18 protein-coding genes and 1 pseudogene are annotated in these 21,141 nt (G+C 65.9%); 8 read left to right on the top strand and 11 right to left on the bottom strand.

Annotated features, from left to right (window positions below; translation table 11 throughout):
• Positions 1 to 58: 58 nt before the first annotated feature.
• Together WS66_RS05540 and WS66_RS05535 are read right to left on the bottom strand one after the other, a co-directional pair.
• A complete protein-coding gene (locus WS66_RS05540) occupies positions 59 to 691 on the bottom strand; it encodes a LysE family translocator (protein WP_059600565.1) in 633 nt (210 codons plus the stop codon).
• A 131-nt stretch (positions 692 to 822) separates the two neighbouring features.
• On the bottom strand, positions 823 to 1,719 hold the full coding sequence (locus tag WS66_RS05535; RefSeq protein WP_059600566.1) for a LysR family transcriptional regulator: 897 nt from the start codon (positions 1,717 to 1,719) through the stop codon (positions 823 to 825).
• A 341-nt stretch (positions 1,720 to 2,060) separates the two neighbouring features.
• Between WS66_RS05535 and WS66_RS05530 the strand changes: the two genes are divergently transcribed.
• From WS66_RS05530 to WS66_RS05520, 3 genes are all read left to right on the top strand, one after another.
• Positions 2,061 to 2,909 carry a sulfite exporter TauE/SafE family protein gene (locus tag WS66_RS05530; protein ID WP_059600567.1) on the top strand — a complete coding sequence of 283 codons (849 nt, stop codon included), beginning with the start codon at positions 2,061 to 2,063 and terminating at the stop codon, positions 2,907 to 2,909.
• Between the two features lie 76 nt (positions 2,910 to 2,985).
• Entirely contained in the window at positions 2,986 to 3,246 is a 261-nt protein-coding gene (locus tag WS66_RS05525) for a hypothetical protein (protein WP_006760082.1), read from the top strand.
• A 271-nt stretch (positions 3,247 to 3,517) separates the two neighbouring features.
• Entirely contained in the window at positions 3,518 to 3,817 is a 300-nt protein-coding gene (locus tag WS66_RS05520) for a DUF4148 domain-containing protein (RefSeq protein WP_059600568.1), read from the top strand.
• 100 nt (positions 3,818 to 3,917) lie between these two features.
• On the opposite strand, the gene WS66_RS05515 is transcribed toward WS66_RS05520, so the two are convergent.
• Positions 3,918 to 5,690: a diguanylate cyclase domain-containing protein gene (locus tag WS66_RS05515; RefSeq protein WP_059600569.1), complete on the bottom strand. Its 1,773-nt coding sequence runs from the start codon at positions 5,688 to 5,690 to the stop codon at positions 3,918 to 3,920.
• Positions 5,687 to 6,811, bottom strand: coding sequence for an extracellular solute-binding protein (locus WS66_RS05510; protein ID WP_059600570.1), 1,125 nt, complete (start codon positions 6,809 to 6,811; stop codon positions 5,687 to 5,689). The genes WS66_RS05515 and WS66_RS05510 overlap by 4 nt, the downstream gene beginning before the upstream one ends.
• A 433-nt stretch (positions 6,812 to 7,244) precedes the next feature.
• Between WS66_RS05510 and WS66_RS05505 the strand changes: the two genes are divergently transcribed.
• From WS66_RS05505 to WS66_RS05490, 4 genes are all read left to right on the top strand, one after another.
• The gene (locus tag WS66_RS05505; protein WP_059600571.1) at positions 7,245 to 8,678 is read left to right on the top strand and encodes an aminotransferase-like domain-containing protein; all 1,434 of its coding nucleotides are present in this window, start codon (positions 7,245 to 7,247) and stop codon (positions 8,676 to 8,678) included.
• An 83-nt stretch (positions 8,679 to 8,761) separates the two neighbouring features.
• Entirely contained in the window at positions 8,762 to 9,157 is a 396-nt protein-coding gene (locus WS66_RS05500) for a hypothetical protein (protein WP_059600572.1), read from the top strand.
• Between the two features lie 189 nt (positions 9,158 to 9,346).
• Entirely contained in the window at positions 9,347 to 11,131 is a 1,785-nt protein-coding gene (locus WS66_RS05495) for a nitrite/sulfite reductase (RefSeq protein WP_059600573.1), read from the top strand.
• Positions 11,128 to 11,586 carry a DUF934 domain-containing protein gene (locus WS66_RS05490; protein WP_059600574.1) on the top strand — a complete coding sequence of 153 codons (459 nt, stop codon included), beginning with the start codon at positions 11,128 to 11,130 and terminating at the stop codon, positions 11,584 to 11,586. Before WS66_RS05495 ends, WS66_RS05490 begins: the two co-directional genes overlap by 4 nt.
• A gap of 73 nt (positions 11,587 to 11,659) precedes the next feature.
• On the opposite strand, the gene WS66_RS05485 is transcribed toward WS66_RS05490, so the two are convergent.
• From WS66_RS05485 to WS66_RS05450, 7 genes and pseudogenes are all read right to left on the bottom strand, one after another.
• Entirely contained in the window at positions 11,660 to 12,940 is a 1,281-nt protein-coding gene (locus tag WS66_RS05485) for a virulence factor family protein (protein ID WP_059600575.1), read from the bottom strand.
• Positions 12,937 to 15,531 (bottom strand): bifunctional lysylphosphatidylglycerol flippase/synthetase MprF, encoded by a 2,595-nt coding sequence (mprF, locus tag WS66_RS05480; protein WP_059600576.1) that lies wholly within the window; start codon positions 15,529 to 15,531, stop codon positions 12,937 to 12,939. The genes WS66_RS05485 and mprF overlap by 4 nt, the downstream gene beginning before the upstream one ends.
• Positions 15,532 to 16,013: 482 nt before the next feature.
• Positions 16,014 to 16,091 (bottom strand): annotated as a pseudogene (locus WS66_RS34850) (peptide transporter); the annotation flags it as partial.
• Positions 16,092 to 16,422: 331 nt separating this feature from the next.
• Positions 16,423 to 16,761: a hypothetical protein gene (locus tag WS66_RS05465; protein ID WP_059600577.1), complete on the bottom strand. Its 339-nt coding sequence runs from the start codon at positions 16,759 to 16,761 to the stop codon at positions 16,423 to 16,425.
• The gene (locus WS66_RS05460) at positions 16,758 to 17,966 is read right to left on the bottom strand and encodes a hypothetical protein (protein WP_059600578.1); all 1,209 of its coding nucleotides are present in this window, start codon (positions 17,964 to 17,966) and stop codon (positions 16,758 to 16,760) included. Before WS66_RS05460 ends, WS66_RS05465 begins: the two co-directional genes overlap by 4 nt.
• The gene (locus WS66_RS05455) at positions 17,963 to 19,402 is read right to left on the bottom strand and encodes a UbiA family prenyltransferase (protein ID WP_059600579.1); all 1,440 of its coding nucleotides are present in this window, start codon (positions 19,400 to 19,402) and stop codon (positions 17,963 to 17,965) included. The genes WS66_RS05460 and WS66_RS05455 overlap by 4 nt, the downstream gene beginning before the upstream one ends.
• Before the next feature lie 648 nt (positions 19,403 to 20,050).
• On the bottom strand, positions 20,051 to 20,446 hold the full coding sequence (locus WS66_RS05450) for a hypothetical protein (RefSeq protein ID WP_059600606.1): 396 nt from the start codon (positions 20,444 to 20,446) through the stop codon (positions 20,051 to 20,053).
• Between the two features lie 218 nt (positions 20,447 to 20,664).
• Between WS66_RS05450 and WS66_RS05445 the strand changes: the two genes are divergently transcribed.
• Positions 20,665 to 21,117 (top strand): hypothetical protein, encoded by a 453-nt coding sequence (locus tag WS66_RS05445; protein WP_218928984.1) that lies wholly within the window; start codon positions 20,665 to 20,667, stop codon positions 21,115 to 21,117.
• Positions 21,118 to 21,141 lie beyond the last annotated feature (24 nt).

Here is a 21,141-nt window from a genome sequence, read left to right as displayed (position 1 = left end):
CCGCCGAACGTTGCATTCGCATCGGTACGTCGATTGCCTCCGCTAGCCGTTTCACCGGCTAGCTTCGCGATTCCAGCGCGATACGCACGGCCAGTCCGGCCAGCACGGTCCCCATCAACCAGCGCTGCCCCCGTGCCCAGGCCGGCCGACCGGCAAGGAACCCCGCGATCGAGCCGGCCATGCTCGCGATCAGCGCGTTGACGCTGACGCTGACCGCGATCTGCACGCAACCCAGCGCCAGCGATTGCGCGAGCACGCTGCCGTGCCCCGGCGAAATGAACTGCGGCAGCAGCGACAGGTACATCACCGCGATCTTCGGGTTCGCGAGGTTGGTGACGAAGCCCATCGTGAAGAGTCGCACGCCGCTCTCGTGCGGCAGCTGCCGCACCTGAAACGCGGAGCGGCCGCCCGGCTTGAGCGCCTGCCACGCGAGATATGCCAGGTACAGCGCGCCGGCGAAACGCAGCACGTCATACGCGTATGGCACGGTCAGCACCAGCGCGGTAAGGCCGAATGCGGCGCAGAACATGTAGAACACGAACCCCAGCGCGACGCCGCCGAGCGACACCAGCCCAGCGCGGCGGCCCTGGCAGATCGAGCGGGAGATCAGGTAGATCATGTTCGGGCCGGGCGTCAGGACCATGCCGAGCGACACGAGTCCGAAAGCAATCAGGGTGGGCAAGGCCGGCACGGCGGTCTCCTTCGAGGCAGTGAAGTCAGGGCGATGGACCCACAATGTATTGCATGTCGACGGTTATCGACATGAATAAACTGCAAGTCGCCCATGAACGCGCTTCATCCCCTCGTCGCGCTGCCGACGCGTTACTTTCCCTTTCTCGCTCGCACCTGAATCGCCTTTCCCGCCTTCGCGCGCTGGGCGTCCACCAGCTTGACGAATGCGTCTGCGACCGCATTGCCGGTCGCGTTCCACGACAGCCGCACTGAACGGCGCAGCCTGGGCGACAGCTCCAGCACCCGGCCGCCGAACCGGGTGTAGGTGAGCGTGATGCGCGGGACGATCGACACGCCCATTCCCGCCTCCGCCATCGACAGGATGGTCCGCATCTCGACCACGTTGAACGCGGCGCGAAGCGACGCACCGTTGCGCGCGAAGTAATCCGCGATGACCGGCCCGCACCCCGCCTTCGAGAAAACGAACGGCATCGCGGACAACAGCTTCGCGGACACGCTCTTGCGGCCGTCGAACATGCCGTCCGCTGCCACCGCGACGAAATCCTCGTCGAGCAGCGGCAGATTGTTCGCGAAGGTCTTCGTGCCGGCGACCACGCCGACGTCGGCGGTGCCGTCGTCGAGCCATCCTTCGACCTCCGCGTCCGTGCCTTCGAGCAGTACCGCCGTCACGCCGTTGTGCGCCGCCTTCAACGCCTCGAGCGCGGGTACGACGAATGCGAGCGAAACGCTCGGCAGCGACGCGACCACCAGCCGCCCTTCGAGCTTGCCGCGCGACAGGCCGAACTGCTGGCGCAGCGTCTGTGCCTCGCGAACCACGTTCTGCACGTACGGCCACAGGCGTTCGCCGGCAGCAGTCAGGACGACCGGCTGGCGGTCGCGCAACAGCAGCTTGACCTCGGTGATGTCCTCCAGTTCGGTCAACGCATGACTGATCGCGGATTGACTGCGACTGAGCCGCTCGGCCGCGGCCGTCAGCGAGCCGAGTTCGACCACGGCCGCCAGGGCCTGCAACTGCGCAAGCGTCATCTCGCCTCCTTGTTTCTGTCCATGTATTTTCCACATGATAGAGCCACGCATCATGAAGCGTATTGAAGCGCTCCAACGATATGGGCGCGACCCCACGACCGCGCCCGATGCCCCGCGTCGCGCTCGGGTAAGATTCAGCCTCGAACCGTGTCGAACGCCGGCGCCGTGGCACGCGCGGGCTTGCGCCAACGCGCCGAAGCCTCCCTGTCGAATGCCGACGGCGGACGATGCAACGGGCGACCGGTTCGACGCAAAACCAAACAACGGCGTGCGCCATCGCACGCACCCGCAACGGGTGCCGTCGACCGCCCCGCCGCCGCTCATGTCTCGACCTGCTCCCGATGACTCATCTCGATCTGACTGAAGGTGTATTGGTGTCCAGCCTGCACGGGCTCGCGCTGCTCGACCTGATCGGCATCGCCGTCGCACTGCTGCTCGGCGGGATGGTCAAGGGGATCACTGGCATCGGCGTTCCGCTGGTGGCGATGCCGATCCTGAACCAGTTCCTGCCGATCCGGCATGCGGTGCTGCTGCTGTCGATGCCGATCATCCTCGGCAACATCCCGCAGGCGCTGGAAGGCGGCGAGGTCCTGGCGACCGCACGCAAGATCGCCGCACCGATCGCGGGCACCGTGCTCGGCAACGTCGTCGGCGTCGCGATTCTCCTGTCGCTGAACGCGGGCCACGCACAGGCCGCGTCGGGTGCGCTGCTGATCGTCGCCGCGGCGCTGATGCTGAGCGCGCCGAAGCTGAACCTGCCGGAGGCATGGCAAAAGCCGGTCGGGTTCGCGCTCGGGTTCGGCGCGGCGCTGATGGAGAGCATCGCGTCGGTGCCGGGGCCGCTGCTCGCCACCTACCTGATTTCATCCGGCGCGACCGGCCGCGCGTTCACGAAGCAAATCGCGATCATCCTCGTGGTGTCGATCGTCACACTGATCACGACGTTCAGCGGCGCCGCACACGCGAGCGCCGCCGACCTCGCGATTTCGGCCGCGGCCAGCCTGCCCGCCATCGCCGGCATGTGGCTCGTTCGCCCGCTGCGGGACAAAATGTCACCGCGCGTATTCCGGATGGTCGTCCTGCTGTTCGTGCTCGTCGCCGCGTCCCAGATGATCTGGAAGTCGGGCGTCTTCCGGCACGCGGCATCGCCCGTCGCGCAGGTCGACAGCCCGCATGCAAACGCGAAATGACGTCGGCCGCCCGCCGGCCCCGTCACGGTCCGTTCCCCCTTCAGCCCCGATCCCCAGGACGCGTTAGACTGTCTCGATGGAACAATGCCGTTATTGCCAGAGAATCCGCGATGAATGGGATTGCCACGGGGACGAATGCCGCCGGGCAATCGCGAAGGCACTGCGCCGGCAGCGCGCGGGCCTGCCGATGGTGCCCGATCGCATCCGCAACGAGCTGCCGTCCGGCGCGCCCACCCAGCAGGTGATCGCGGTCCTGTCGCGCCAGCGCCTGCGGGCGCGCCGCGGCAACGAAGAACGCCGCGAGCGCAAGGAGATCGACGACGCCGACGGCGTCTGATCCGGCAACGCCCCCGTCCCGTCCCACCTGCCGGCGCCCGCCGCCGGGTGTTCGCCCATGCGCGGCGCCTTGCCGCTCCCGCCCGCCACCGGTCTGCAATTCCCGCGGCACGGAACAGGGACGGATCGGATTTCCGCTGGGATTATTATCCCGTTTGCAACGATCTTTAGTCGGAATTCACGTTTACCCTGAATCGGCCGACGCCTACGATGTAATCAATCGCTTACGACATGGTGTCGCCGGCGAACTCAATAGAACATCGGAGGTCATCATGAAATCGCTCGTTTCCGCAGTCGTTGCCGCTGTTGCCCTGTCCGCTTCGTTCGGCGCCTTCGCCCAAAGCACCGTAACCCGCGCGCAAGTGCGCAACGAACTCGTCCAGCTCGAAAACGCCGGCTACAAGCCGAGCCAGTCGAGCCCGCACTACCCGGCCGACATCCAGGCCGCGCAAGCGCGCGTGCAGGCCGCCGACGCCAGCGGCTACGGCGCGCAACCGGCCCCGGTCGTCCAGGGCGGCGCACCGGCAGTCAAGGTGCACAACGCGCGCGACTCGGTCTACTTCGGCCACTAAGCCCGCCGCCGCGCGCATCGCGCGCAGTCCACCCGGATCCGGCGAGCCCGTCCCGTGACGGGCTCGTCGCATTTGCGCGGCACGCTGGACCGGCCCGCCGTCAGCGGCCGCCGCCCGCCGCTATGCGGGCGCCCGCATCCGCGCCGCCGCCGCCCAGCAGTTCCTGGTAACGCACGCACGCGCACTGCGCGGACGCCTTGGCCGCGTACATCGCCGCGTCGGCCTTGACCAGCAGTTCCTCCGCCGACGCGCCATCGACCGGATATTCGCTGACACCGATGCTCGCGCCCACGGCCAGGTGACGGTCGCCGAACTCCAGCTCCTCGGCCATCACGATCTGGATACGCGACGCGATATCGCCGATCACCGCCGGCGATCGCACCTCCGAAATCAGCACGATGAATTCGTCACCGCCGAGCCGCGCGGCCATGTCACCGCTGCGCAGCACGAGGCTCAGCCGTTTCGCGACCGCGACGAGCGTGCGATCGCCGGCCGCGTGTCCGTGCTGGTCGTTGATCTGCTTGAAGCGGTCGAGATCGACGAACATCACCGCCAACCCCTCGCGCTCCGCGGCCGCATGCCGGATCGCGGCGTCGAGATGCTCCATGAACAGCAGGCGGTTCGGCAGGCCGGTCAGCGGATCGTGACCGGCGAGGTGTGTGAGCTCCAGTTGCTTCGCGCGCAGCATCGCGACCTGCGTGCGGATCTCGACGCGCATGCAGTCGAAACAGCGCGCCAGCACGCCGATTTCGTCGGCCCGCGCAACGGGCAACCGTTCGGCGGCCGGATCGTCGAACACGTGGGTCGCCGCGCGCGCGAGCATCTGCAACGGACGCGTGATCGCACGCGCGAACAGGATCGCGAGAATCACCGCTGCCAGGCTCATCAGGAACACCATCCGGATGATCCGTTCGCCGAGCATCCCGGCCGGCGCCAGCACGTCCGTGAGCGGACGCGCCATGCCGAGCACGACGAAGCGGTTGCCCTCGTTCTTGCCGAACGGCGTGCGCACGAACGCGAGCATCTCGCCCGGTACTTCGTCGGGCTGCGCGAGAGCGTTGAGCGTCACGTTCGTGCGCGTCCCGGCGAACAGCAGCCGCGTGTCGGGAAAGCTGTCCTGCATCAGCACGCGCCGCCCGCGATCGAAGCCGAAGATCTGCGACGGATCGGGGTGCACGAGGAAGTCGCCCCACTCGTTCGCGAGGAACACCACGTAGTCTTGCGGCAGGTCGCGCTCGAGCCGATCGAACATGCGCGACAACTCGACGTCGACGACCAGCGCGCCGACGACCACGCCGGCCTGATCGACGACCGGCGTGCCCACGCGCAGGATCGGCAGCCCTTCGGCCGCATGCGAGCCGGTCTCGTGATTGATCACGATCGGCGACAGGTAGATATGACCGGGCGCCGTCGCAAGCGTGTCGAATACGTAGGAAAACTGCCCTTTCTCCTGGAATGCACTCTCCGGCAGCACGACGATGCCGTGCGCGTCGCGATCGACGCGGATGCGCTCGAGCCCGAAATCGCCGCGCGCGATCAGCCTAACCTGCAGGTACTCGGGGTGGTTCTTCATGAAGCTGAAATACACCTGCTCGAGCCGCGAGCGCGGCGCGCGATCGGTGCCGCCGCCGCCCGCGACGAGCGCCGCCGACGGCAATTGCGCGAGCACGAGCGCATCGTCAGCCACGTCGGACAGCGCGGTCGTGAAGCGCTGTCCGAGCAATTGCGTCGACATCAGCAGGCTGTGCTGTGCTTCCTGCACGAGCATCGTCCGGTTCGCGCGGTAGGTGTAGTAGCCGGTCGTGCCGGACGCGATCACGCCGATGCATGCGAACAGCACCGACAGCTTCGACGTCAGCCCGAGCCTGATCATTTGTCGAACCGCTCCGGCCGATCGCCCGATACGATGCGGCTCCACAGCGACTCGCGCCGCGCGATGTCCTCGACCGGCTGGATCCAAACGAGGTGCTGGTGGCCGGCCTCGAGACCGGGTGGCGGCTCGAGCGTATTCGCGAGCCCCTGGCGTTCGGTCAGCAGCGCGCCGATCGCCGGTTCGAGCATGTAGTTGATCCATGCGAACGCGAGCTCGCGATGCTCCGCGCCACGCGTGACGCCCCAGCAGTCGAGCCACGCGAGCGCGCCTTCGTTCGGAATCACGTAGCCGACATCCGCACCGGCGCGACGCAGTTGTTCGACCTGCTGCGTGCCGTAGTTGCCGAACATCAGCGCTGCGCGATGCTGGACGAACAGCGCGGTCGCCTCTTCCGGAAACGTGTAATACGTGAGCAGGTTGCGTCGCAGGTCGACCAGCTTGTGCGCGACGGCAAGAGTTTGCGCGGGCGACAGGTGAAACGGGTCGGGATAGCCGAGCGCAAGCGCGGTGAACGAAAAATTATGCTGCGCGCTGTTGAAGTCGAGCACCTTGCCACGGTAACGCGGATTCCAGAGTTCCAGCATCGAACGTGGCGCGACCGGCACCTGCTTGCGATCGTAGATCAGTCCCATCGACGAATACGTGAATGGAATCGCATAGGTCGCGCCGTTGTGCACGAGCCCGCCGATCGTCGCGAGCTGCCGGAAATTCGGCAGTTGCCGTCGACGGTTGGGGATCTGGGACAGATCGATGGGTGTGAGCAGGTCGCCGCGCGCATAGCGCTGGATCTCGGCCGTGTTGGCCGCGAGCACGTCATACGGCGGTGGCGACGCGCTGTGCATTCGCGTCCACAACGCTTCGTCGGAATCGACGAACGTCACTTCGACGCGCACATGGAATTGCGTCTCAAATGCATTGACGACATCGTTGTCCGCATAGCCGGGCCATGCAAGGACGCGCAGTACGTTGTCGTTGACGGTCTCGGGAGAAGCGGCGAACGCGTGCACGCATGACACGCCCAACGCCAACAGGACGAACAATCGACGGACGGCACGAAGCCCACGCTCGCGCGCGCCTATTCCCCTGATCAAAGGGACCCCGTATGAATGGCCCGACTGCATCCGCCGTCCTTTTTCGAGTCGACGCGTGATCGTGCAACAAGACCATAAAAAATATCGCGGCGCAATTGGAGCAAGCCGCACGCGAATCGTGTCCGCCTCATGCGGAGGACGACATGCGTGCACCCGTTCGATCGCGTGTCGTCGCGCGCAGACGAATGCGTATGCGAGAACAACGAATGATCAGGAGAAAGTCGTTACGCGTCGTTGGCGCTGGACGCTTCCAGGCGAAAGGGACGGTGCTAACGGCCGCAACGCGGAGCAGAACGCGGCCTGATGCGGTGCAAGCATCGGCACTGGCATCGCCCCGAAAGCGCGGCCGGCCGCCGCGGCCGTCGCGCTTTCCTTTTCGGGCCGCTCGTCAGACAATAACCCGCCCCGCCGGCGTGGCGCCGCACCGGCCCGCGCGTGGCGCAAGCATGCACCACCCGCACCGATGAAACGCTACGAAACCCTCGCCCACACGATCGCCGACGAAATCCGCCACGGCAACCTCGCGGTCGGCACGCGCCTGCCGTCGCTGCGGCAGATCATCGCGCAACATGGCGTGAGCCAGTCGACGGTGTTCCGCGCGTATTACCTGCTCGAACAGTGGGGGCTGATCCGCGCACGCGAACGCTCCGGCTATTACGTCGCGCCGGGTGCGGTCCCGGCGGCGAACCCGCCCGCGAAACGCCGCGCGAGCCGCGCCGGCGCGACGCGCAAGGTCGACATCAGCAATCTCGTGTTCTCGGTGCTCGACGCCGCGACGCAACCCGGCATCGTGCCGCTCGGTTCCGCCTTCCCGTCGCCGCAACTGTTTCCGCTGCCGCGCCTCGCGAAGTCGCTCGCGCAGGCGACGCGGCTCGTCAGCCCGTGGAGCACGGTCGTCGATCTGCCGCCCGGCAACGAGGCGCTGCGCCAGCAGATCGCGCGCCGCTATCTGGCGACCGGCGTCGCACAGCCCGTCGACGAGATCGTCGTCACGAACGGCGCGCTCGAAGCGCTGAATCTGTGCCTGATGGCAGTCACGCGGCCCGGCGACGTCGTCGCGGTCGAATCGCCCGGCTTCTATGCGGCGCTGCAGGCGATCGAGCGACTCGACCTGCGCGCGGTCGAGATTCCCGTCGATCCGCGCACGGGCCTCGATCTCGATGCGCTCGCGAGCGCGCTCGACCGGCACGACATTCGCGCGTGCTGGTTCATGACCAATTTCCAGAATCCGACCGGTGTCACGTTGTCGCTCGACAAGAAGCGCGCGCTCGTCGAGATGCTTGCCGCGCGCGACGTGCCGCTGATCGAGGACGACGTGTACGGCGAGCTGCACTTCGGCCCCGACTACCCGCTGCCCGCGCGCGCTTTCGACCGGCACGGCCTCGTGATGCATTGCAGTTCGTTCTCGAAGACGCTCGCGCCCGGCTACCGGATCGGCTGGGCCGCCGCCGGCCGTTTCGCGGAAAAGGTGCAGCGGCTCAAGCTGATGACCACGCTGTCGGCGAGCATTCCCGCGCAGGCCGGCATCGCGAACTATCTGGAGCACGGCGGCTACGATCGTCACCTGCGAAAGCTGCGCGGCGCACTGCAGGCGCAGCTCGCCCGCATGGACGACGCGCTGCGGCGCTGGCTGCCGGACGGCGTCGAGTGGGTGCGGCCGGACGGCGGGTATTTCCTGTGGCTGTCGTTTCCCGATGCGATCGATGCGATGGAACTGCACCGCCAGGCGATCGCGCGCGGCATCAGCTTCGCGCCGGGGCCGCTGTTCTCGGCCGCGCACGGCTTCGAGCGCTGCGTGCGCGTGAACTTCGGCCATCCGTGGAACCGTGACATCGAACGCGCGATCCGCGTGCTCGGCGAACTGGTCGCCGAGCCGGCCGTACGCAAGGCCGGTTGAGCCCGCACGCAGGCCGCCGCCGCCGTGCAGCCGACGCACGCACGGGTTACAGTGCACCTCTTTTCGCCCCCTCGCCCCATCCCATGAGCGCATTGCCGTACCTCGATCACGCCGCGCTGCTGAGGCTCGCCGCCGAAGCCGCTGGCGTCACGCAGCCGTGCACCTGCACGAAGACCCCGCTTGCCGGCTGGACGAGCCTGCCGCTGTCGCTACGGGATACGCAGCTCGTCGAAGTGGCGACGCTCATGCCGCCCGACGACCCCGAGCCGACCTACGACGAATACCATCCGGACCGCACGCGTTACGGGTCCGACGACGCACCGATCGCGCCACGCCACTTTCCGTACAACCGCTGCAACGTCAGCCGCTGCGTGTCGTGCGGCCGGCTGTATCTGCGCTACCAGGAAGGCGGCGGCTACTTCATCGACCAGCGCATCCGCGCGCTCGATCCGGCGTTGATCGTCGACGCGCAGGCGTGAACCCGGCGCGGGCATGCACAACGCATGCCCGGCGCCCCGCGAATCTGCTGTGCCCTTTTCGTCCCGATCTGCTTCTTTTCCCGCCGCCCCACGTTCCCTACGCTGTCTCCGGTTGCCCGACACCCGTCGCAACGTCCCCTCCCGAGCGGCGCGCGCCCCTGCGCCGCCGCTCCTCTCGCGTATCACGTCATGTACCGATATACCGATTTCGACCGGGCGCTCGTGCTGAGCCGCGCCGCCCAGTTCCGCGACCAGCTCGAACGCTGGCAGCACGGCACGCTGAGCGAGGACGCGTTCCGGCCGTTGCGCCTGCAGAACGGCTGGTACGTGCAGCGCCACGCGCCGATGCTGCGCGTGGCCGTGCCGTACGGCGAACTGTCGAGCGCGCAGCTTCGCGTGCTCGCCCGGATCGCACGCGACTACGACGTGCCCGACGACGCCACCTATCGCGCCGCCTGCGACGCGCAGGCGCTGCTCGGCACGCTGCGCCTGCCGACCCGCAACGCGCACTTCACGACCCGCACCAACGTGCAGTTCAACTGGATTCCGCTCGCGAAGGCGGCCGACGTGATGGACCTGCTCGCGACCGTCGACATGCACGGGATCCAGACGAGCGGTAATTGCATCCGCAACATTTCGTGCGACGAGCGCGCGGGCGTCGCGCCCGACGAGATCGCCGATCCGCGGCCGTTCGCGGAGGTGATGCGCCAGTGGACGACGCTGCATCCGGAATTCGCGTTCCTGCCGCGCAAGTTCAAGATCGCGATCACCGGCGCGGCCGAGGACCGCGCAGCGACCGACTGGCACGACGTCGGGCTGAAGCTCGTGCGCAACGACGCGGGCGAGCTCGGTTTTCGCGTGAGCGCCGGCGGCGGCATGGGCCGCACACCGCTGATCGCGACACTGCTGCGCGCGTTCCTGCCGTGGCAGCACGTGATGAACTACATCGAGGCGATCGTCCGCGTCTACAACCGCCACGGACGCCGCGACAACAAGTACAAGGCACGCATCAAGATTCTCGTGAAGAGCGAGGGGCAGCGTTACATCGACGACGTCGAGGAAGAGTTCCGCCAGATCGTCGAGCACGACGGCGGCCCGCACACGATCCCGCAGACCGAGTTCGACCGCATCGCCGCATCGTTCGTGCCGCCGCGGCTGAAGCCGCGCACGCTCGACCTCGACGCTGCCGAAGCACGCATGGCCGCCCACGCCAATCGCCATCCGGCCTTCGCGCGCTGGCTCGCGCGCAACGTCGCCGCACACCGCGACCCGGCGCTGCGCATCGTCACGCTGTCGTTCAAGCGCCGCCTGCAGGCGCCCGGCGACGCGTCGCCCGAGCAGCTCGACGCGCTGGCCGAACTCGCCGAGCGCTTCTCGGCCGGCGAGGCGCGCGTGACGCACACGCAGAACGTGGTGCTGCCGTGGGTGCATGTCGACGACCTGTTCCTGCTGTGGGAGCACGCTCGCGCGATCGGTCTTGCCAGTGCGAACGTCGGACTCCTGACCGACATGATCGCGTGCCCCGGCGGCGACTTCTGCGCGCTCGCGAACGCGCGCTCGATCCCGATCGCCGACGCGATCGCCGAGCGGTTCCAGGATCTCGACATGCAGCACGACGTTGGCGACATCGACCTGCACATCAGCGGCTGCATCAACTCGTGCGGCCACCATCACAGCGGGCACATCGGCATCCTCGGCGTCGACAAGGACGGCGCGGAGTGGTACCAGGTGACGATCGGCGGCTCGGACGGTTCGAGCGCGAGCGGCCCCGCGCGGCCGGGCAAGGTGATCGGCCCGTCGTTCTCGGCGGACGAGATCGTCGATGTCGTGGACGCGCTCGTCGACGTGTATCTCGACGCGCGTCTCGATGCCGACGGCCGCAGCGAACGATTCATCGACACGGTGCGCCGCATCGGCACCGAGCCTTTCAAGGCCGCGGCGAACGACGCACGTCACCACGCGGAGCACGCATGAACCCGATCGACGAAACAGTGAACGCGAGCGCGAACGCACGCATCCGGCTGCTGACGCCGGCCGAACACGCCGACGATACGAACGCGCCCGACACGGCGACGCACACGACCCTGACGATCGGCAACGACGAGGAACTGCCGCCGCTCGCTGAACGAATCGCGCAGGCCGCGCGCATCGACCTGCATTTCCCGTCCTTCACCGACGGCCGCGCGTACAGCCAGGCCTATCTGCTGCGCAAACGCTTCGGCTTCGCCGGCGACTTGCGTGCGACGGGCGACGTGCTGATCGACCAGTTGCTGCTGATGGAGCGCACCGGGTTTTCGAGCGCGGTGCTCGGCGTCGATGCCGATCTGGCCGCCGCGCGCCGGCAGCTCGACCGGTTCCCGGGCTTCTATCAGCGCGATGCGAGAACGGCAGCGCCGCAGCAGGACGCGGCGACGCAGACGGAGCAATGAAAACGGGCGGCCCGCAGGCCGCCCGTCCGATGAACCGCAAGCGCCGCACCCGCCGCGAAGCGGGCGCCGGCGTTCAGCGCGCCGCCACCGGCTTGCCGAACGCGCCGAGGATCTTCCTCTCGAGCGCGATGTAGTCGTGGCCGAAGTGGTGGTCGCCCCCCGTCTTGATCACGTCGGCGCCGGTATTCGCGAGCGCCGGACACATCGTGTCCTTCTCTTCCGCGCCGTAGAAGCACTGCACGAGCTGCGGCGGCACCTTCGCGATTTCCGGCGCGACCTTCATCGCCTTGTCGCTCGCCGGCATGCCGAGCCAGCCCGTCACGCGGATCTGGAAATCCGCCGCCGGCGCGAAGCCGAGCAGCGACATCACCGCGACCTTGTCGCGCAGGTCGCCCGGCAGCCGGTTGTACGCGAACGGCATCACGTCCGCGCCGAACGAGTAGCCAACCAGCGCCACACGGTTCGCATGCCAGCGCGCCATGTACGTACGCATCACGCGCGCGAGGTCGCGGCTCACCTGTGCGGGCGGCTTCTCGCTCCAGAAGTAGCGCAGGCTGTCGATGCCGACCACGGACACGCCGTCGCGCTGCAGCGCCTCGGCGATCGTCTTGTCGAGATCGCGCCAACCGCCGTCGCCCGAGATCACGATCGCGAGGCGGTCGCTGCCGCCCTTGGCCGGCAGCTCGACAAGCGGCAGGTCCGACACGTCGAGCTCGTCGCTGCTGCTGGTGTCGTGCAGGTGCGACGTGACGAGCGACACGAGCTTCGTGGTGTCGCCGGCCGCGGCCGTTTCGACGAAGCCCGGCATCGCGCGGCGCACGATCGTCGGATCGGGCGGGCACGGCTTGAAGCGCGCATCGAGCTTCGCCGCCGGCGCGACCGACACGACGCCGGCGATGGTGTTCTCCGGCGCCATCGACAGGATCTGCTTCGCGATCGCGCCGCCCTGGCCCACGCCCGCGACGATCGGCGTGTAGTAACGCGCCGATTGCGCGAGGCGTTCGAGCTGGTGGCTGACCGCCTCGGCGTCGCCGTCGAGGTGGTGACAGGTTTCCTGCTTCGCGGCAAGGTTCGCCGCGTAGCGCTCCGAATCCACGCCGACCGTCATCGCCCCCGCTTTCGCGAGTGCGTCGGCTGCTTGCTGATCGGCGGCGCCCCAGCCGCGCGCACGCGAGAACAGCACGACGAAGCCGCGCAGCGGGCCGCTCGGCTTCGTCACGGTCACGGGGCCGTAACGGCCGCCCGACACGGTTTCCGGTTTCGTCGCAGCCGGTTGCGCCGCGAGCGCGGCGCCGGCCAGCATCATTCCCGCACAGGCGCCTGCCGCCCGCGCGATACCCTTCTTGAACATCATGAACGCCGACCTCCAGCCAGCAGGGACAGATCCGCGAGCGTGACGAACACGCCGACCGAGCCCGAGGCCGCGAGATAGCGCGGCTCCCAGTGCGGCTCGAACTTGCTCTTGAATGCACGCAAGCCACGGAAGTTGTAGAAGCGGCCGCCGAAGCGCCAGACCATCAGCCCGAACCGGTGCCACGGCGACGGCATCTTCGCCGCCCCCATCCCCGAGAACGGCGCGATGCCCAGGCTCAGCTTGCGGAACCCCGCTTCCTTCAGGTGCAGCGCGAGCTGCGTAAACAGATACTCCATCGCATACGGCGACGCTTCCGGCAGATGACGCATCACGCCGACCGTCGCCTCGGTGTTGAGGTCGGTCGTCATGAACGTGACGAACGCGATCGGCTTGTCGGCCTGGCGCACGAGCATCACCGACTGCGTCGCGAGATAGCCGTCGTGGAACGCCGCCACCGAGAAGCTCTTCTCGCGCGCGTCGCGGCTGTCGAGCCAGCCGTCGGAGATGTCGCGCAGCGCCGGCAGCGCGGCCGGCACGTCGCCCGCCGCGATCACCTCGACCGTCAGCGCGTCCTTGTCGCCGCGACGCAGCGCGTAGCGCAGGTGCGACCGGTTCGAACCTTTCAGGTCGAACCGGTCGAGCGCGATGTGCGCTTCCTCGCCGAGCTTCATCAGCGTGAGCCCCGCGTCGAGATACAGCGGCAACGCGTTCGCGCGCACCTGGTAGAACGCCGCACGGCCGCTGTGGGCGTGTGCGAGCGCAATGAACTTGCTGATCAGCGCCGGCCATTCCTCGCGCGGCCCGACCGGGTCGTGGAGCGCGGCCCACGTGCGGCCGTTCTTCGCATACATCAGGAACGCCTGGCGCGACTCCGAGAACAGGAACGACTTGTCGCCCATCAGCGCGAGGCCCGCGTCGCTGCACTCCTGCGCGCGGATGATCCGTTCGGCATCCGACAGGTCCTGCTCCGCGGGCTTCACGAAACGGCCCGGCGCCGGGCGCAGCAATTGCCACAGCGCGAACAGCGCGACGAACACGCCGGCCGCGAGCGTCGCGCGCAGCGCACGCGGCGCACGCGCGTCGAACGAGAAATGCGACCACAGCTCGCGTGTGTACGGCACGTCGCGGAACGCGAAGAACAGCACCCACACGGCCAGCATCAGCACCATCGCCACCGACACGAACCAGCTCACCGTGAAGCGCTCGGCGAGCAGCGACGAATGCCGGTTGAAACGGCGGCGGCTGACGAGCAGCAGCACCAGCAGAATGCCGAGCACGCCGGCCTCGACGAACGCGAGGCCCTTCGCCAGCGACAGCGCGAGGCTCGCGAGCGTCAGCGCGAACGTCATCCACCATGCGCCGTCGAGGCGGCGCAGCAGCCCGCGCGCGACGAACAGCAGCGCGACGCCCAGCACGCTGCAGATCACCTGCGAGCCTTCGAGCACCCACAGCGGCACGAGGTGGCGCAGGATCGCGATCCGGTGCCAGAACGCGGGCGTCGCGCTCGAGATCACCAGCATCCCGCCGACCGCGAACGTCACGAGGCTCAGGAACAGCGGCGCCAGTTGCGACACGCGCGCGGCCTGCCTCGACACGAGCCGGCGCCGCAGCGCGCGGCCTTCGAAACCGGCCAGCAGGCCGGCCGACAGCACGAGCGGCACGCCGAAATAGATCGCGCGATACGCGATCAGCGCAGCGACCATCGCGTGCGGCGGCACTTCGCGACCGAGCGTGAAGACCATCGCGGCTTCGAACACGCCGATCCCGCCCGGCGTATGACCGATCATCCCGAGCAGCAACGCCGCGGCATAAACAGTAATGAAGGTCGGGAAACCGACCGGCGCGGCCGGCAGCAGCACCCAAAGCGTCAGGCCGGCCGCGACGACGTCGAGCACCGCATAGACGACCTGCGCGACGAGATCGCGCCGCGCCGGCACGTCGAACGACAGCCACTTGAAACGCGTGACGACCGGGCGCGCGGTGTTGCCGCACATCATGACCATCGCGGCCAGCACCACGAGCAGCGCCGCGCCGGTCCACGTCAGCACGCCGGCCGCGACGTGCAGCATCGCGGCAAGCGCCTCCGGCACGCAAACCATGCCGATCGCCGTCATCCACACCATCGCGAGCGCCAGCGTGCCGCTCGTGAACACCGTCATCCGGCCGATCTGCGCGGGCGTGACGCCCGACACGCCGTACACGCGCGCGCGGACCGCGCCGCCCGTCAGCGCGCCGAAGCCGGTCGCGTTGCCCAGCGCGGCGCCGGCGATCGCGCCGATCCACAGCGCGGCGCGCGGCACCTTCGCGGCGACGTAGCGCAGGCCGACCGCGTCGCGGGCGACGAGCGCGAGATAGCTGAGCGCCGTCGCGGCCAGCGACGCGCCCCACTCGCCGGCGGACATGTGACGCAGCTGGCGGATCACCGACCGGTAGTCGACGGATTCCGACAAGTGCTGGAAGACCACGATCAGCAGCAGGCCGATGCCGAGCGCGAGCAGCGGCGACAGCACGCGCTCGTTGCGGATCAACGCCCGGGCACGGGCGATCACCGCCGCGGCGCGGCCGGGCGAACCAGAGTGGCGGGAAGACATAGGTTGTTCAGTGGTGGTGCATAGCGTGTCGCGGCGCAAGACGGCCAGGCGGCGACGTATCTGGTTGTTCTGCGTGGGCGGTCGGCCGACGGAAATCGCGGGCGGCGCCTGGATCAGAACTTACGAGTATACGGAATTTATATTACAGATTCTTTCAGGTTCGGATTGTGCGGTTTTGTGGCGTCTCGCACATCAAAATCGCATCAAAAATATCGCGTCCGACAAACGCAAGGTGCGCATCATACCGGGAACCGGCGGGGTTTTTTCATCGCATGAATGACTTGTGATGCATTTGGGAAAAAACTGCCGGGCGGCGCCCTTCGAGCGAGGATAAAACCATGAGGCTGGCGGGCTATTCGAGAATGGGGACAGGTCGGCTGCGCGGCTTGTTGCCCCGACTTGGGCAGCACGACCGATGTCCGGTTTGTGCCGCTCCGTCTCGCAATCGGTGATGACGCGCTGCTCCGGCGCGGCCGTCGTCGCTAAAACTGCGCCGTCAGTTGGAAACCAAATGTGACGCTCGCGGTCGGGAAACCCGACGGCTTGTAGACCGGCGTTCCCATTGGCCGTGCAGATGCGCCGTTGGACTTTACTGTGTCGGGTAGTGAAACGGGGACGTCGAGCGTGAAGTTGTCGATGCGGAAGCACGGGTTTCGCCGGCAGGGTCGGGAAAGCGGCGCTTTCCGTCACGGACGGACGCACTGCCGGCGCGGACACGGTTCGCTCGCGTTCACGCGCGTGGCTCCTGCTCCCGGGCATGTTGATCGTTGCTGGTCGGCACGGCACCCGACGGGATCGACTGCGCGGATACGCCAGCCGTTGTGAGCATCAAGGAGACTGCAACAAGGTTGGTTCCCCGGATTTTCTTCTTCACGTACTCGGCTTTGTCGATTATGCGTACCGCGTGACGATCCAGACGCCGATCAGGATGACAACTGCGCCGACCACTTGCATCGGCTTCAAGAAGTGCTCGTGCAGCGCCGTGAACGTCAACACCACGAGCATGGAGATCGCCACCATGGTTGGATACGCCGTGCCGAGCGTGGTCTTGCGCAGTGCGGCCGCGTAAAGCACGAAGCCAACCCCGTAAGCGGCAACGGCGGCGCCGCGCACAATCCATGGCAGCACGTTCGATTCGCCGAGAACGATCCCCTTGAGCGCGGCAACTCTCAGCAATACGCCGGCGAGGCCGCCAAACACGCCACTCGCGGCAACAAACACCCAGTTCATCGAGCGGCTTCAATCGTCACGACGCCGTCAGGCCGACGATCGGACAGGCCCCGGCTGTCATCGGATGGATCCGGACTGGCAACGAAGATCGCGTTGAAGCGGTTCGCGCCATGCAGCGCAATCAGCACGATCGCGGGAAATACGATCGAGAAGTTTCGCGCTTCGTCCCGGTAGCCGAAAAAGACGAACAGCACCAGCACTGGCAGGAATGCTGCGAAGAAGTAGCGCCGGTAGCGCGCTGGCGTCGCACGCCAGGCGGCCCGAAAGAACACCGCAAGCGGCACGAGCATCAGCGGATTCTCCAGGCTCGGCGTAAAGATGCCTTTGCCGATGAGGTTGTAGAACGACAGATAGGATTTGGGATTCAGCCAGAACTTCAGGTTGTCCCACACGTGATACTCGACGAATCCACCGGCATTCTCGCTGTACCCGCTCATGATGAATTGCCGGGTCGCAACGCAGATTCCGAGTTGCAGTACAAGCCAGCCGATCCGCTTCGACACTGCCACATCCCGCTCGTGCAGAAGAAACAGCGCGAGCGGAACGAGAAAGAACGTTTCCTTGTTCAGCGAGAAAACGGCGGTCATCAGCGTGCAAGCCAGCATGCGCTTCGTCAGCAGGAAATAGCAGGCGCCAAGTACGCCGAGCAGTTCGAAGAAATCGTAGTAGTAGCCGCCCTGCTGAAACGTCAGCGGATAGACGAAACTGAAAGCAGCCAGAAAGCCGACCGAATGCCCGAAACTCAGACCGTGAAGCCTCGCCAGCTTGTAGATCAGCAACAGCGCAAACAAGGTCGACAACACGATCGCGATGTACGTCATGTGGTAGACGAGCGCCGCGACAGGCGTCCAGTATTCATCCGGCACGCTCGTGAAATAGGCGTTGCGCAGAGAGTCGTGTCGTTTGATCGATTTGAACAACTTGTCCTGTTTCGCAGGGTCGAGTTGCTCGGCGATCCATTTCGCTGCACCAGGAAACGATGAGCGATAGACGTACGGTTTCGGTGCATCGCCGTTCATCATGCCGACCAGGCTGTAGCTGGTTGCGAAGTTGCCTTTCTGGTCGTCGCGGAAACCCCATTTCAGCAGCACGCTGTTGGTGATGTTGCCCGCGCATACGAACAGCAGCACGTACACGATAGCGAAGCGGCAGAATGCTCGCACCCGGTTCTGGTTCTTTTCCGTCATGTCGATTGCGCCACTCATGGAACGGGGAGGAAGTGAGCGGCCAGGACGATCGCCACCATGATGCAAAGCATGCTGAAGGTGCCGCGGTTTTCGAGGATGTGAACGATGGGATCGTCGTGCATGGCGCCGCGCACCGTCGTGATCCAGAGCCGTCCGAACAGATAGATCATGCCGATCTGCACGAACCAGAGCAGATGCGGAACCGCATAGCGTGCGGCGGTTTCGGGCGCGTTGATGAAAAGGCCGAACACGACCACTGCGGCAAGCGACGCGCCGATACCGAACGGCCAGAGCACTTCGAGATCGCCCACGCGGTAATCGCGGCCAACCGATGTTCGCTTGTCGCTTTGACGTAGAAGCACCAGTTCGGAGCAGCGCTTCACGAGCGCGAGGCTCAGGAAGGCAAATACTGAGAACGCGAGCAGCCAGCGGCTGACCGTGATTTCCGCGGCGATCGCTCCGGCGACGATCCGGTAGGTGTACAGCAACGAAAGTACGAGGACATCGAGCAGCACGATCGATTTCAGACGCAAGCTATATGCCGTCGTGAGCACCAGATAGAGCGCGAACATGCCGGCGAATGCGGGCGATACTGCGAATGCCAGTGCAAATGCCAGGAGCAGCAGCACGGATGCGCAGCCAAGACCGCTTGCAATCGACAACGTACCGCTCGCGAACGCGCGGTCGCGCTTGCGGGGGTGTCGACGATCGTTGTCGAGATCCCAGAGATCGTTCCCGATATAGGTGGCGGATGCGCCGAGCGACATCGACAGAAATGCAAGCACCAGCGTGGCAACCTTGTCGGTGTCGAGAAAGGCGAATGCCGTCAGCAGCGGAACGAACAGGAGCAGGTTTTTGAGCCACTGGTGAACGCGCAGTGCCTTGCACCATGTGGAGAAGGTGGCGCGTACATTCGAAAATTCTCGCTCGACCGGCTTGCTGCTTCGGACCGCCGCGGCAATGCCAGGCTCGACGCCGGCAAGAACGACTGCGTTTGCGCCGGCCCAGACCGGCAGGTCGGCTCTGCTGTTGCCCGCATAGACGAAATCGTCGCCGATCCTTTGGCGAATGCCGGCGAGCTTGGCGTCGCTCTTCAGGTTTGTGTCGTGACTGGACGCAATGACGAGATCGAACAGGCCGAGATGTGCATCCACACGTTCGGCAATAGAACGATGCGCGGCAGTCGCGAGCACGATCGTGCGACCGCAGTTGCGTTCATTGACGAGATAGTCGACCAATGCTTCGCGATAAGGAAGCAACTCCGCGCGAAAATCGGCATGTTCCGCAACCTTGAATTTGAACGCAGCGCGACCACCAGCGATCCAGAAAGGCAAGCGCAACAGGTTTGATGGCTTACGCCTGACGACACGGATTACGGACTCCATCAACGTGTCCGATAGCGTCAGCGTGCCGTCGAGGTCGACGACAAGTGGAAGTTTTCGTGTTTCTCGCATCTTCTCTGATTTTTCGGCGTCGGCGTCGATTATGAGTGAGATTATATATGGCAGATATTTTCAGGAAACAAAAAATCCCTCAAAAATCATGCCCAATACACATTCCCATCCTGCCCCACCCAATCAATTCAGCAGGACATGCCTCATGAAAAAACACCCTCCATCAAGCGCACGCCGGCCTGCATGGCGCTCGCCGGAAACTGATTCGCCCGAGGCAGTTGCCGTCTCTTCGACAGCCAACACCATTCCCCGGAACCTGGAGTACACCAGACGGCAGGTCTTGTAGTTCATCGTTCTTTATTGGACTTCTTTTGAGATCGATGAACGTTAGCAAAGCAATCGCCAGGAAACCATAGGAAGACCGTCAACGATTGCCAAGCGTCGTAAATATGTGAATAAATCGTCTTTTAGGACTATTCCTATTGCAATTTCAATCTTCGATTAATTGAACATCATTTAACCGGAACCAACCGAAATTTTCCCGCATTACTTCCCCTACCATTTCCCCAAAAATCTGAATCCGATGGTTAAAACACTGCATTTCGATCATCTGCAAACATTCAAATAGTGTTGCAGTCGATTGACTTCCCTTCGACCCACTCCCAGTCTGTTTGCACGCTGACGAAACCGAACCCACCAGCGCCCACCTCACTCCGTCCGCTCATGCTCCCCCAACCCGATCGCCTTGTAGTCGTAAGTCGGGTAGAACTCCGTCCGGTACGCGCCCCACGCCGTATCCTCGAGCACGCGATTGACCTCCCGCAGCCGCGACGCCGGCAACCTCAGCACGACGATCTGCCCGATCCCCATCGTCACGGTCCAGCTCACCACCTCCACGCCCGGCGGCGGAAACGCCTTGTAGAACCCCTGCTTCGCGAGTTGCGCATTCAGCTCGGCGAGCGGGCGCGACTGGTCGTGCTTGAGGAACACGGTCAGCAGCACCGCATTGTCGGGCGTCGCGGCGGCCGTGCCCGTGGGCGCCGTCGAGCCCTGTGCCGCGGCGGGCAGGCTCCATGCCGCGGCGGCCGCCAGGATGCCCACCATGCAAACGGTCGCGGCCCGGTTCGCCGCGCTGACAAATCCCTTCTTCATGCTTGCTCCGGTCGATCGTGAAGGAACGATGCGCACTGGCCGCGTAACGAACCGGCCGGCGCCTGCGTCTGTGCTACGCTGCGACGATCGATTCCCGCCCGCGTCCGCAACGCCGCCGGCCGAACGCAAACGGCATGCCCGCCGCCGCGAAGGAACCCATCGAAATGAAAATGACTTCGCTGAAGAATATGCCGATTTTCGGCGGCGATACGCCGGAAACCGTGCGGGTGGCCGTTACGCTGCTGACGGGCGCGTGGTGCATCTTCACGTACCGGGTCGCCGTTTTCGAGTCGGCGGTCGTTCCGGCGCTGCTCGACCGCTTCCCGAGCGGCTCGCTTCACGCCGGGATGGTCCGGATGCTCGCGGCGACCTTCGTCGCGATCGCCGTCGCCCTCGCGCTGCTCGTCGTGCAGATCGCGCGCCGGAAGAACTGGGCGCGCATCACGATGATCGGGCTGGTCATCGCCACGCTCGCGTTGATGGCCTTCACCGTCGCGCACCGGCCGGCCGATTTCCTGAGCACGGTCTACTGCCTTTTCACGCTGGCGACCTTGCTGTTGCTGTCACGCTCGAGCCGGCAGTGGTTCGACCAACCGCGACCGCAACCGGACGAACAGCCGTAACCCTCCCGGCCCGCGTCGCCAGCG

This window comes from Burkholderia sp. LA-2-3-30-S1-D2, from assembly GCF_001523915.2.
Classification (GTDB): Bacteria; Pseudomonadota; Gammaproteobacteria; order Burkholderiales; family Burkholderiaceae; genus Burkholderia; species Burkholderia diffusa.
Note: the sequence above shows the minus strand (reverse complement) of the source record. Positions and strands in the feature narration are given on the sequence as shown.

Excerpts from the sequence above, each read along its gene's own strand:
- WS66_RS05535 (WP_059600566.1), bottom strand. The coding sequence starts at position 1,719 with ATGACGCTTGCGCAGTTGCAGGCCCTGGCGGCCGTGGTCGAACTCGGC.
- WS66_RS05530 (WP_059600567.1), top strand. The coding sequence starts at position 2,061 with ATGACTCATCTCGATCTGACTGAAGGTGTATTGGTGTCCAGCCTGCAC.
- WS66_RS05525 (WP_006760082.1), top strand. The coding sequence starts at position 2,986 with ATGGAACAATGCCGTTATTGCCAGAGAATCCGCGATGAATGGGATTGC.
- WS66_RS05520 (WP_059600568.1), top strand. The coding sequence starts at position 3,518 with ATGAAATCGCTCGTTTCCGCAGTCGTTGCCGCTGTTGCCCTGTCCGCT.
- WS66_RS05515 (WP_059600569.1), bottom strand. The coding sequence starts at position 5,690 with ATGATCAGGCTCGGGCTGACGTCGAAGCTGTCGGTGCTGTTCGCATGC.
- WS66_RS05510 (WP_059600570.1), bottom strand. The coding sequence starts at position 6,811 with ATGCAGTCGGGCCATTCATACGGGGTCCCTTTGATCAGGGGAATAGGC.
- WS66_RS05505 (WP_059600571.1), top strand. The coding sequence starts at position 7,245 with ATGAAACGCTACGAAACCCTCGCCCACACGATCGCCGACGAAATCCGC.
- WS66_RS05500 (WP_059600572.1), top strand. The coding sequence starts at position 8,762 with ATGAGCGCATTGCCGTACCTCGATCACGCCGCGCTGCTGAGGCTCGCC.
- WS66_RS05495 (WP_059600573.1), top strand. The coding sequence starts at position 9,347 with ATGTACCGATATACCGATTTCGACCGGGCGCTCGTGCTGAGCCGCGCC.
- WS66_RS05490 (WP_059600574.1), top strand. The coding sequence starts at position 11,128 with ATGAACCCGATCGACGAAACAGTGAACGCGAGCGCGAACGCACGCATC.
- WS66_RS05485 (WP_059600575.1), bottom strand. The coding sequence starts at position 12,940 with ATGATGTTCAAGAAGGGTATCGCGCGGGCGGCAGGCGCCTGTGCGGGA.
- mprF (WP_059600576.1), bottom strand. The coding sequence starts at position 15,531 with ATGTCTTCCCGCCACTCTGGTTCGCCCGGCCGCGCCGCGGCGGTGATC.
- WS66_RS05465 (WP_059600577.1), bottom strand. The coding sequence starts at position 16,761 with ATGAACTGGGTGTTTGTTGCCGCGAGTGGCGTGTTTGGCGGCCTCGCC.
- WS66_RS05460 (WP_059600578.1), bottom strand. The coding sequence starts at position 17,966 with ATGAGTGGCGCAATCGACATGACGGAAAAGAACCAGAACCGGGTGCGA.
- WS66_RS05455 (WP_059600579.1), bottom strand. The coding sequence starts at position 19,402 with ATGCGAGAAACACGAAAACTTCCACTTGTCGTCGACCTCGACGGCACG.
- WS66_RS05450 (WP_059600606.1), bottom strand. The coding sequence starts at position 20,446 with ATGGTGGGCATCCTGGCGGCCGCCGCGGCATGGAGCCTGCCCGCCGCG.
- WS66_RS05445 (WP_218928984.1), top strand. The coding sequence starts at position 20,665 with ATGACTTCGCTGAAGAATATGCCGATTTTCGGCGGCGATACGCCGGAA.